The sequence below is a fragment of the Clostridium liquoris genome (genome assembly GCF_002995785.1).
GTDB lineage: Bacteria > Bacillota > Clostridia > Clostridiales > Clostridiaceae > Clostridium_AO > Clostridium_AO liquoris.
In genome coordinates this window covers 1-12,035 of sequence record NZ_PVXO01000026.1, presented here as the reverse complement: position 1 = coordinate 12,035, position 12,035 = coordinate 1, and the positions used below count along the sequence as shown (strand labels likewise).

Annotated in this window: 10 protein-coding genes and 1 tRNA gene; 1 reads left to right on the top strand and 10 read right to left on the bottom strand. The window is 29.8% G+C overall.

Translation table 11 applies throughout. The annotated features are described in order from the left end of the window. Positions 1 to 64 precede the first annotated feature (64 nt). From CLLI_RS04015 to CLLI_RS03970, 10 genes are all read right to left on the bottom strand, one after another. On the bottom strand, positions 65 to 1,174 hold the full coding sequence (locus CLLI_RS04015) for a BMP family lipoprotein (protein WP_106062956.1): 1,110 nt from the start codon (positions 1,172 to 1,174) through the stop codon (positions 65 to 67). 225 nt (positions 1,175 to 1,399) lie between these two features. After that, positions 1,400 to 2,239: a DegV family protein gene (locus tag CLLI_RS04010; protein WP_106062955.1), complete on the bottom strand. Its 840-nt coding sequence runs from the start codon at positions 2,237 to 2,239 to the stop codon at positions 1,400 to 1,402. Positions 2,240 to 2,253: 14 nt separating this feature from the next. Next, a complete protein-coding gene (locus tag CLLI_RS04005; RefSeq protein WP_106062954.1) occupies positions 2,254 to 2,721 on the bottom strand; it encodes a tRNA (cytidine(34)-2'-O)-methyltransferase in 468 nt (155 codons plus the stop codon). A 145-nt stretch (positions 2,722 to 2,866) separates the two neighbouring features. Further along, positions 2,867 to 3,688: a Cof-type HAD-IIB family hydrolase gene (locus tag CLLI_RS04000; RefSeq protein WP_106062953.1), complete on the bottom strand. Its 822-nt coding sequence runs from the start codon at positions 3,686 to 3,688 to the stop codon at positions 2,867 to 2,869. 79 nt (positions 3,689 to 3,767) lie between these two features. Then, positions 3,768 to 4,526: an N-acetylmuramoyl-L-alanine amidase family protein gene (locus CLLI_RS03995; RefSeq protein WP_106062952.1), complete on the bottom strand. Its 759-nt coding sequence runs from the start codon at positions 4,524 to 4,526 to the stop codon at positions 3,768 to 3,770. A 35-nt stretch (positions 4,527 to 4,561) separates the two neighbouring features. Further along, positions 4,562 to 4,644: transfer RNA gene (locus CLLI_RS03990), tRNA-Leu, on the bottom strand. Between the two features lie 74 nt (positions 4,645 to 4,718). Beyond that, entirely contained in the window at positions 4,719 to 6,959 is a 2,241-nt protein-coding gene (locus CLLI_RS03985) for a transglutaminase-like domain-containing protein (protein ID WP_106062951.1), read from the bottom strand. 33 nt (positions 6,960 to 6,992) lie between these two features. Then, the gene (locus tag CLLI_RS03980; RefSeq protein ID WP_106062950.1) at positions 6,993 to 8,150 is read right to left on the bottom strand and encodes a DUF58 domain-containing protein; all 1,158 of its coding nucleotides are present in this window, start codon (positions 8,148 to 8,150) and stop codon (positions 6,993 to 6,995) included. Then, entirely contained in the window at positions 8,147 to 9,097 is a 951-nt protein-coding gene (locus CLLI_RS03975; protein WP_106062949.1) for an AAA family ATPase, read from the bottom strand. The genes CLLI_RS03980 and CLLI_RS03975 overlap by 4 nt, the downstream gene beginning before the upstream one ends. 91 nt (positions 9,098 to 9,188) lie before the next feature. Beyond that, the gene (locus tag CLLI_RS03970) at positions 9,189 to 10,574 is read right to left on the bottom strand and encodes a VanW family protein (protein WP_170063640.1); all 1,386 of its coding nucleotides are present in this window, start codon (positions 10,572 to 10,574) and stop codon (positions 9,189 to 9,191) included. Positions 10,575 to 10,710: 136 nt separating this feature from the next. Here CLLI_RS03970 and CLLI_RS03965 point away from each other — a divergent pair, with 136 nt between their 5' ends. Next, positions 10,711 to 11,751, top strand: a complete 1,041-nt coding sequence (locus CLLI_RS03965; RefSeq protein WP_106062947.1) for a M42 family metallopeptidase — start codon at positions 10,711 to 10,713, stop codon at positions 11,749 to 11,751. The last annotated feature ends 284 nt before the right edge of the window (positions 11,752 to 12,035 follow it).

Below are 12,035 nucleotides of genomic sequence, written 5' to 3'. Positions count from 1 at the left end.
TTAATTAAGTTTGATTGTGTTTTATAAAAAGGCTAGATGCATAAGCACCTAGCCTCACAATTAACTAAATCTGAGGAGCTTTAAACTCTCTAAGCTCTTTTCTTGTTCCTGGTACCTTAAATTTATCTGCCTTTATAGCTGCTTTATATTTATCAGATAGTTCTAATGATTCCTTGTTTTCTTTAACTTTAGGGTTGATTGTTGGTGCTAATCCAACTCTGTCTTCTTTTATGCCAAGTACTTTATGTTCTCCACCTTTAAATGAACCATCTTTTACAGCATTAATTGTATCAATAACAGATGCTCCTACTTTCTTTTCCATGGAAACAAGTATTACATCTTTATATTCTGGTAATGCTGCTGCCTGGTCAGAGTCAACACCTATAGCCCATTTATTCATTTCTTTTGCAGCTTTAAATACTCCAAGACCAACTCCACCTGCTGCATGGAATATTATATCACAACCGCTGTTGTAAAGCATCTTAGCTGCCTCAACACCCTTTTGCTGATCAGTGAAAGAGTCAACATATTTAACATTTTTTCCTGGTGAAAGTTTATCTACATTGTCCCCTACAGGCATTAATAACTTTCCTGCTTCTGGATTAACAGACATAACACCAGCTACAAATCCTGATTCAAATCTATTTATAACGTCTCCTTCTTTACCGCCTATAAAACCAACCTTATTAGTTTTAGTCATTTTTCCTGCTATAACTCCGGCAAGGAAAGAGCCTTCTTCTTCTTTAAATGTTATTGACATTGTATTTGGAGTATCTACTACATCATCAATTATTAAGAACTTTTTATCTGACATTTGTTTTGATACATTTGTCATAGCTTGCTTCATCATATATCCGCAGCCTACAACTAGATCAGAGGCTCCTGCCATAGTCTTTAAATTTGGTTCATATTGTTCCTGCTGTTTTGATTCGATTGGGTTTACCTGCTCAATCCCTAAATCCTTTTCCGCTTTTGTTATTCCTTCATGAGCGGATTGGTTAAAGGACCCATCATTTATTCCTCCCTCATCTGTAACAAGACCAACTTTTAATTTTGTTTCCTGTTTTTCTGGTGCTCCAGCCTCAGGTTTCTTTTCTCCACCGCCGCAGCCTGCAAATAATGAAACTGTCATTACAGTGGCTGCTAGTAGAGCTAGCACTCTTTTTTTATTCATTTAATACCCCTCCTATAAGATTATAAAATAAAAATTTTAGTCAGTATTATAAATATTCTACAAGGATTAATAATATCCTTCTAAATAAGTTCACATAGTTCATATAATAGTAATAAATATATTATAACATACACATTTAAATTTATACGTAATCCTTTTCATAAATCATAGTTAAATTGGCAGCACAATAAATATAGACATATTCATTGTGCTGCCTGTATTTAGTTAATAATTCTCAATAAAAAATACTCCACAGGCATCCTTACCAGCATGAACCCCTACAACGCATCCAACTTCACATTCTATAAATGGAATTCCTTTTTCTCTTAAATTTTCTCTTAGACTGCTTAGAATATCTTTATTAGCTATGTGCGCTAATGCAACAGGCTCATTCTCTTTTATACCTGCCTTGTCCAAATACTCCATTATATATCTAATGGCTTTTTTACTACCCCTAACCTTATCTATAACTACCATTTCACCTTTATCTACGGCAAGTATTGGTTTTATGCCTAATACATTTCCAATTACCCCCGCGGTCTTAGATAACCTTCCGCCCTTCACTAAATTATTTAAATATGCAAAAGCTAATACACTTCTTATATGGGGTATGGCTTTTATTATTTCCTCTTCTATTTCTGCAATATTCGATCCTTTTTCTTTCAATCTAGCTGCTTTTAGAACCAATAATCCTAATCCTGAGGTTACATTTAAAGAATCAATAACCTTTATACAATCTGTTTCTAAGGTATCCCTGGCAATGCACGCAGACTGATAGGTTCCACTCATCTTTGATGATAAATGTATTGATATTATTTTATACCCATCATCTAAATATCTTTTATAACAATCCAAAAATCTTTGGGGATTCACTTGCGCTGTACCAGGGAATTCTTCTGAGTTGTCCATTTTTTCTAGCAATGTTTTTATATTTATATTTATCCCATCTGCGTAAGTATCTTCTCCGAAATTAACCAATAACGGTAAAACTTCAATATCATACTTTTTAACTATTTCCTTAGGTAGGTCTGATGTACTATCGGTTATTATCTTTACTTTCTCCATGCACTAAACCACTCCTACTTCATATTTGGAAAGTTCATTTGCCTCAATGCTTCATATGTAACTATAGCTACTGTATTAGAAAGGTTTAGAGATCTAGTTGTGGTATTTATCATGGGTACTCTTATGCATTTTTCAGGATCACTATTTCTTATTTCATCAGGCAGCCCAGATGATTCCCTTCCAAACACAATAAAATCTCCTTCTTTAAACTTTGCATGGTCATAATAATTATGACCATGAGTTGTGGAAAAATAAAAAGTCCCATCTTTATATTTATCTCTTAGTTCCTCATAGGATTCATATATTTCTATATCTAAATAAGGCCAATAATCAAGGCCTGCTCTCCTTAAATGTTTTTCATCCAAACTAAAGCCTAGAGGCTTTATCAAATGAAGTTTACAGTTTGTAAGTACACAGGTTCTGGCTATATTCCCTGTATTTTGTGGAATCTCTGGCTGAAATAATACTATATTTAAATTCAATTGTATACCTCCTTGTACTAATGCAATTAACTTGTTGAATTTGCATTCACATAAATATATTAACCTATTATATCGAAATAGTAAAGATACCAAGCCTACACTATATAATTTACCATTTACATCTATATAATATAGTTAATTCTTCCTATAAAACAAATTTTTCTATAGCTTTTGCCACTCCATCCTCATCATTGGTATCTGTTATATAATCAGAACTTCTCTTTATCAGTTCATCACCGTTACCCATAGCTACTCCAATTCCTGCAAATTCTATCATAGAAAGATCATTTTCGCTGTCACCTATACACATTATTTCTTCTCTGGTTAAATTATAAAAATCTGCAAGGATACCAACGGCATTTCCCTTTGACACTCCTTTAGCCATAACTTCTACATTATTCCTAAAGGAACTTACCACCTGTATTCCCTTTTCTTTTAATAATTCTTCTTTAATAAGCTTTAACTTTTCACAATCTTTATCTATCACTATACATTTTAATATTTCATTTTTATATTTCTTAAAGCTTTCATCCCAATCTGAAGTGATTTTGATGTTAACTCTTCTATCTTCAGGGAGAGTTTCATTCATTTTTGAATAAAATTTTGATGAATAAACTAATTTTTCTGTAAAAATACTATCATAAGTATTAAACTGAGCATACATATCATATTTTTTTGCCACATTAATAACTTTTTTACAATTCTCATATCCTAAAAGGGATTTGTATATAACTTTATCTGTATTCTTATCCCTTATATAAGCACCATTGGAAGCTATAACTGGTGTTTTAACTCCAATTAGATCTGCATAATAATTTGCTGATACAAATAGTCTCCCTGTACTTATTGCTACTTGCACGCCATTTTCTGATGCTTTCCTAATAGCCTCTAAGTTTCTCCTGCTTATCTCATCATTACTATTAAGTAATGTACCATCCATATCAATGCATATTAATTTACATGCCAATCCTCAACATTCCCTTCTTATTTTTTAACTACATATCTTATTATAACAGAAATAATCATATTTAATTTTTAAATTTCTTTTACTTATTGCTTTCAATATAATTGATTATGCCTTTGGCAATGTTTTCACCTGTGTTTTTCAATATATTTTCATCCTGCAGTTTTTTTCTATCCTCTTCATTAGTTATAAATCCACATTCTACTAGAGCGCAAGTAAAATTGCTATATCTTAATACTGCTATATTTTGTCTTAAAACTCCTCTATTATACCATGTCCCATCTTTGGTATTTTCACTTTGTATACTTTTAGCCAGTTCCATTCTTTCCTCCTTTTGAAATCCATTGGGGTCATAGTAATATGTACTTATGCCTTTATATTTACTTTCCTTGAAGGAATTTACATGGATTGATACAAACACATTAGGTCTTATATCATTTACAAAATTACCTATTTCCTTTAAAGGAATTAATTTGTCCTCTTCTCTTGTCATTAATGCATTAAATCCTTTATCCTGAAGATATTGTCTTGTATAAAATGCTATTTTTAAATTTATATCCTTTTCATATAAGGCTCCTATATTTGTACCCTTATCTGCTCCACCATGGCCTGGGTCAATGACTATTATTTTATTCAAATCTTCGTTTATTTTTTCATTTTTTTTAAACTGCTTGTCCATATTTTCCTCATTTAATTTTTTCTTTTCCCCTAATACAGTACTAGGCTCCTGTGCTGCAAATATATATTTATTGAATTTTATATCATAATTTACAAATAATGCCATCAGTAAGGTAAAAAAAATGCAAGAAATTAATATTCTTTCCTTGTTCTTTCTTCTCATAGTCTTCACTATCCTTTTTATATTATATTTTTTTATGGTGCGGGTAACAGGACTCGAACCTGCACGGTTTCCCGCTAGAACCTGAATCTAGTGCGTCTGCCAGTTCCGCCATACCCGCATTACATTTTTTCTACTTAGATGTTAATTATTATATCACACATTTAGAATATTTTATATATGCTATATAGATTATTATTTACCTAAATTTAAAAATTTCACCACATAGTACTTACCTTTTCCCTGATTTTCTTTAATATATTTTTCTATAAATTTATAAAGTTCTTCTTTTTTATTATATTCTACTGTATCTTCTTTTTCTCCATAAAACTCTTTATAAACATACTCCACTAATTCTTCCATCTTAAATCTTAAGGATATATCCTCTATGCTTTGAATAAATTCCTTTTCTCCTTGACTTTCATCTTTATATATGCCTATAGTTCTTATTCTTTTAATTATATATAAATATAAAGGTATTATACTCTTAGACTTAATTATTTTTCTTTTATTCCTAATTATCATTAATATTCTTGCTATTATCAGAAGAATTATTAATAATAACAAACTTAATAGATATGCCCAATAACTTTTTTTCTCATTCTTTACTTGTTCCTTATTTATGATATCTTCTTCAGTTTTCTTTACATTGTTCCTATTTGTTTCCTGTGGTTGTGTATCTTCATAGGCTTCCTTTTTCCTCTCTTCCTGCTGAGCCCTTTCTACTTCCTCAGGGGCTGAAGGTACTGTATCCAATATAGACCAGCTGTTACTTATGGGGTCAATTAATATTTCTGCCCAGGCATGGGAATTTTTATTTGATACTATAAAAAGTCCATCTGCATCCTTATCATAGGTCATATTAAATCCTTCCACATATCTAGCCGGAATTCCCGCTATTCTACACATTACAGTGGCAGCAGTGGCAAAATATGTACAGTAACCTTTTTTTTCAGTAAATAAAAAGTTATCTACAAATTCCTTTCCCTCTGGTAATTGTTGTACCTGCAAGGAATATTTATAATTTTTATGAAGATAGTCATAAATTTTAAATACCTTTTCTCCGGGATCCTTTTCTCCACTTGTAATATTATCTACCAAATCAAATACTCTTTTAGGAATATTATCAGGTAATTGTAAATATACATTATACTGTTTAAATTTTTCTGGTTCTAAACTTAATGAATGCTTATACCCATAATCCATTATGGTGGTAATAATATTTTTTTTACTATCTATGTTATCAGATATAACAGAATACTTTAAATCATCATTGTAAAATTTTACAGTGTATTCTTTGTGAGTGTCATTAGAAGTTACAAAATTATTGTCTTTATCATAAAACACCTTTTCTCCCTTTATATTTATATTGGTAGCATACATAGGTGCAAATAAGGTAGAAGTGCTAATATAATCAGGATAAATTGTGATATAATCTATCTTTGACTCTCCAACTATAGATAAAGAATTACTACTTTTGGGCTCTAGTATTGAGCTGTCCTTATTTATTCTTCCATAATTGTTTTGTACACCCTTCCATGAAAAGCCATCATAGTATTCCTTACTAGTCCCTCTTAAATAATATGGTCTATCTGCTTTTACTTTAAAAACCTGCTTATTGTCAATAGTAATGGGCCCTCCTAGCTTTGTATCTGTATTGTTATAACCTGAAGAACTAAGATTATATACATTTTTTATATCTCTTCTATTAATTGAAAACTTATTAATAAATTCTTCCGATTTTTCCTTATTATATTTTCCCTGAATTTCCTTAGGCAGAAAGCTCTGTACTCCAGATATTAGAAAGCCTAGTATTACTATATACAATAGTATTTTACTATAAGCTATGGATATGCCTACACCACTGCTTTTTAATTCATCTATACTCCTTATATAACTATTTATAGAATAGGTAATTATACTTATAAGAATAAAATAGAATGTATACTTTTTTACTGTTTCTGTATACCCATAATTCCAAAAAAACAGCATGGAGGATACAGTTACAAGTAATATGCAATTAGGGAATACTTTATCCCCAATCCACAATATTAAAACTATTAATAAAGGAATTGTAAAGATAAATAATAGTTTGAGTTGATAAAAATATGTAGTTTCTCCATTATATATATTATTATTTAGATCCATTACATATTTTATATTTAACTTAAATATCTGGGTAAAATAATCCATATTAAAATATACCCATAGCCCCATGGATAAAATCATAAGAAAAGTAAATAAAAATTTGTGTAAAGGTCTTTTTAACAAAAATCTATACAAATAATATATCATTGCAGCTAAAATGAAGAGAAAGTTAAAAAATACATAAGAAAAATTATTTATTTTAAAACATTTCTCCATAACCCTCATTATAAAAAATATATTTACATAGGTTAAAGATACATAAATTATATTCTTTTTGAAAGTTTCCATAATATATCCTTTCCTTAATTGATATTACAGCTATTAACCAAGGGCTTCATTAAAACTTATACATCTTATATCCATTTCTTTTAATATAGATATTTTCTCAAGATCCTCAAAATTCGTTATAGAATAAAATGCCATAACCTTATATCCTAATCTTTTCAAAGATATTAAATTATCCTTCATTTTTTCGTTTATTTTAGGAGTCATAATAGCTATAGAGCTGCCCCTTTCTACTTTTCCTAAATTATCTATAATAAATTTAGAAAAATCCCTTTCTCCTTCACTTTTGTGTATTAGTAAATATTCCATTAATTCATAAAAGTCATCCTTTGTTCCAATATAAAAACTTTTACTTTCACGATTACAGATATGAAGATTAGTTTTTATACCTCTAACCCTCATCATATTGATTAATGAAACACATAGATCTATTAGCTCTTCTTCCTTCTCTTTTCCTTTCCCACTAAAATAATCATCTTTATTCATATTTAAAAAAACATTAGATTTTTCTCCAGTAACAGTGTCGAAATTCTTTATATATAATTCTCCATGCTTGGCACTTACCTTCCAGTTGATTTTTCTTAGGCTGTCTCCTATTCTATATTTTCTCATGTCACTAATAGAATAATCCTCTTTAATATTGCCCTTTTCATTTACCATACCATTTAATACATCTTCACCATAGGAATTAAATTTTTCTAGAGAATATATTTTAGGATATACTTTAATTATATTTTCCTTTTTTATGTTTTTTTCAAAATTAAAAAGTGAAAATATATCCCTTATGTGTAGCTTAATTTCTCCAAAATTATATATACCCCTAGTAAAAAATTTTACTTTAACACCTAACCTTCTATTTTCATCTATTCCTAAACTCAAAACTAATCCTTTGTAATCCTTATCTAGTTCATAAAAAACTTTATTATTTATTTCTATATAAGGTATAGGCAAAATACCATAATTCTTAACTACTGTAATAACTTCCGTATCTTCAAAAGTAGTAAAAATATCCCTATTAAACTTTATATCTACTGCTACATTTCTTATAGTTGCTAATAAATATACTAAAGAGAAAATTAAAGTACATAAAAATCCATAGAAAATAGAATAGGGTAAATTTCCGCCTTCCAAATAAGCATAAATAAATGAAATTAAAAGCATAATTAAAAACTTTTTATTTATTATTTTAATCATATTCTATCAGCCTTTATTCTTGGCACTGGTAAAATTCTTAATATATCCTTAATTACCTCTTCCCCAGTATTATTATTAGCTCTTCCATAAGGAGATATTATCACCCTATGACTTAAAACAGATACTGCATTTTCTTTTACATCTTCTGGTACAACATAATTCCTTCCATTTATAACGGCTGAAGCTTGAGATATTCTTAAAAGAGCTAGGCATGCCCTTGGGCTAATACCCAACGATAGGCATTTATTATTTCTTGTAGCCTCAGCTATGTTTACTATATAAGAATTTATTTCATCTGATACATGGACATCTCTTACCTTTTTCTGTAATTCAATAATATCCTTAGCTTCTGCTACACTATTTATACTTTCCAATGGATCATAATTTCTATATATTTTCAACATTTTACTTTCATACATTTTTTCAGGATATCCTACATTTACTTTAATCATGAATCTATCTAATTGAGCTTCAGGCAAAATAAAAGTGCCTTCATATTCTATAGGATTTTGGGTAGCCAATACTATAAATGGTTCTTCTAATTTATAGGTTTCGTTCCCCTCTGATACCTGCTTTTCTTCCATGACCTCTAAAAGTGCAGATTGTGTTTTAGGAGAAGTTCTGTTTATCTCATCTGCTAATACTATATTTGAAAATATTGGGCCTTTTTTAAACTCAAATTCCATAGTCCTTTGGTTATAAATAGATATACCTAGAATATCTGAAGGAAGTAAATCTGGAGTAAATTGTATCCTTTTATAGGACAGATTTAAAGATTTAGCCAAAGCCTTTACTAAAGTAGTTTTCCCAACTCCAGGTACATCCTCTATAAGTATATGTCCATTGGCGATTATACCTTTTATTATGTTATAAATTTCATATTCTTTTCCTATAACTACCTTATCAATGTTATAAACTATATCTTTTATTAGCTCCCTTTCTCCCATTATTTCACACCTCCTTCAAAATCTTATAGATATTATACACCAAAAAATTCAAAAAAGGTTGTACATTATCTGTGTAATGCACAACCTTTCTTTATTTTTTCTTAGTTCCTATTTTTATCAATCCTTCTACTGGTTTATAGAAATCATTAGATATAAGTTCTTGATTAATTAATTTACCATTTTCATAGGAATTTTTATATACCTTTACCTTAAATCCTGCATAAGGCTTTTGTACTACTTCTTCAGTCCCTGATGGGAGATTTGCATCATTAATTGTTTTTGTAGTAGTTTCTATTTGAGCATAGACGTCATTAGTGATATCATAAGTTCTACTTGCTAAAGCTGAATTTGAATAAACACTAAATGTAACGTCTCCTCCACCAGTACTTCCCTCAATATATACTGGGTAAGACAATGTATTTTTAAATTTGTAATCTATATTTTCCCAATCAACAGTGGCATCTCTTCCTAAAGGTACATAACTTGAAGGTAAAGTATGATGTGCCCTTTCTGTAGCCTTTATATTTGATTTAAGTACAGCATTATATAAAGTTGAAGATACCTGACATATCCCTCCTCCAAGACCAGAATCCACTTGATTTCCTATTATAACTGGAGCAGCTTGATATCCTCTTTCTTCAGTCCTTTCTCCTACTACACCATTAAAACTAAATACATCACCGGGCATCAATACTGTACCATTGATACTTTTTGTTGCAATTTCAATATTATTAGCTCTCTCAGAAGAGGATATAGAACCATATTGAGTAGAGAAAGAAGATATTAAATTATTTATACTGGATAATTTATCTTCAGTTATATGAGGCTTTATTTCTTCTATTGGTGCTTCTATTACTATATCTTTTTCAGTATTACCATCAATTTTACCTAGTGCTTCCTGTTGAAGTTTGTCTTTATTTAACCTTTTACCTACTTTCCCTGGGATTACATCAAACCCGCCCCCTGCTCTGCTAATTTTAGCGTTTTGCGGTTCTTTATTTATATCCTTTTCAATATTTGCTATAAGATCCTTTATGGGTTTTTCATCATAGGTAAATTTCATCAATTTAAATATTTTTTCATTTGGATGTTTTATTAATTTATACTTGCTGTATAAACTCAAATTTTTACCATAGGAATAAGCCTGCTGAAGAACTTTATCCACATCATAATTAGCATTAATCTTGTCAAAAGTTAAGGTGTACTTTTTATCTGGAGTATTTATAATTAATTTTTTGCTAAGTATTTTATTGATATATTGCTGTTTTATAGCTTTTTTGCCTTCTTCAAGGCTTTTCCCAGATAAATCCACATCTTCAACTTTAACTCCTAGATAAAATAAGTTGTTGTAATGCTTTACATAATTATATGCATAGCTTATTCCTGCTGAAACAATTCCTGATAAAACTATAAATAAAGAAATAAATATTATTATAAGTCCCTTTTTTTTAGATTTGAATATTTTTTTTCTTACCATATGCATCACCTCACAATCTATACTCATTAATTATACTATACAAGCAATTATTTATACAATAATTGTACAATTTTTATGACATGAAAGTTTTTACTGTGGTAGAATATACATGTAAAACTGTAAAGGAGTGATGTTCATGAAGTATAACGATGAAAAAATCAAATATTATCTTAACAATATTTTAACTATTCCAAGTCCTAGCGGATTTACCGAAAAAGTAATGGACTATATCAAAGAAGAATTATATATATTAAATGTTCCTTACTCAGTTACCAATAAAGGTGCTGTTGTAGTTACATTGGAGGGAAAAAACAAAGACTATGAAAGGGCTTTTTCTGCCCATATCGATACTTTGGGGGCTATGGTTAAATCCATAAAGTCTAATGGATGTGTTTCTTTCCTTCCAATAGGCGGCTTTATGATGAACTCTATTGAAGGAGAAAATTGTACTATTGAAAACCTTTATGACAAAAAAATTACCGGAACAGTTCAAAGCACTAAACCTTCTGTTCATATAAGCGGGGATGAGGCCCGTGAATTAAAAAGAACTCCAGAAAATATGGAAATAGTTCTCGATGAAAAAGTATTTTCTAAAGAAGATACAAAAAATCTTGGTATAGAAGTTGGAGATTTTATATATTTTAATACAAGAACTGTCTTTACTCCTAATGGTTTTATAAAAAGCAGATATCTAGATGACAAAGCCAGTGCTGCCATACTTCTTTATGCAATAAAATATTTAGTTGAAAATTCTATAGAGCTTCCTTATACTACTAGCTTCTTTATAAGTAATTATGAAGAAGTAGGGCATGGTGCCTCTGCTGCTCTTCCTAAGAATACAAAGGAATTTATATCTGTAGATATGGGTGCTCCTGGATTAGATCAAAATTCTTCTGAATATGCAGTATGTATATGCGCTAAGGATTCTTCTGGTCCATATGACTTAGAGTTAAGAAAAAAACTAGTAAGTATATGTAATAAAAATACTATACCTTATAAAATAGATATATATCCATATTATGGTTCTGATGCCTCTGCTGCTTTGCGTGCAGGCTGGGATATTAAAACTGCATTAATTGGAACAGGAGTCTTTGCTTCCCATGGATATGAAAGGACACATATGGATGGTATTTTAGCTACTTTAGATTTGATAATTAAATATTGTCAAGCAGAATAATTAATAGTGAATAACTAATAGCTAATAGTGAATAACTATGGATGGTATTTTTAACTGCGTTAAAAAATACCTATATAATTTTAGAAAGCCTTGCAAAATGCAAGGCTTTTTATTGCCTAGAATTTTTTATGTAAATAAAAAATTCTTTCCTTAACTATCGGATAGCACCCCGTTAAATAGACAATATTAACTCAAACTCATTTTAGCTTATATTTGCTAAATAATACTCATGAGGGGGTACATATCCTATTGAGGAATGTATTCTCTCATTATTATATCTATAC

Excerpts from the sequence above, each read along its gene's own strand:
- CLLI_RS04015 (WP_106062956.1), bottom strand. The coding sequence starts at position 1,174 with ATGAATAAAAAAAGAGTGCTAGCTCTACTAGCAGCCACTGTAATGACA.
- CLLI_RS04010 (WP_106062955.1), bottom strand. The coding sequence starts at position 2,239 with ATGGAGAAAGTAAAGATAATAACCGATAGTACATCAGACCTACCTAAG.
- CLLI_RS03995 (WP_106062952.1), bottom strand. The coding sequence starts at position 4,526 with ATGAGAAGAAAGAACAAGGAAAGAATATTAATTTCTTGCATTTTTTTT.
- CLLI_RS03985 (WP_106062951.1), bottom strand. The coding sequence starts at position 6,959 with ATGGAAACTTTCAAAAAGAATATAATTTATGTATCTTTAACCTATGTA.
- CLLI_RS03980 (WP_106062950.1), bottom strand. The coding sequence starts at position 8,150 with ATGATTAAAATAATAAATAAAAAGTTTTTAATTATGCTTTTAATTTCA.
- CLLI_RS03975 (WP_106062949.1), bottom strand. The coding sequence starts at position 9,097 with ATGGGAGAAAGGGAGCTAATAAAAGATATAGTTTATAACATTGATAAG.
- CLLI_RS03970 (WP_170063640.1), bottom strand. The coding sequence starts at position 10,574 with ATGGTAAGAAAAAAAATATTCAAATCTAAAAAAAAGGGACTTATAATA.
- CLLI_RS03965 (WP_106062947.1), top strand. The coding sequence starts at position 10,711 with ATGAAGTATAACGATGAAAAAATCAAATATTATCTTAACAATATTTTA.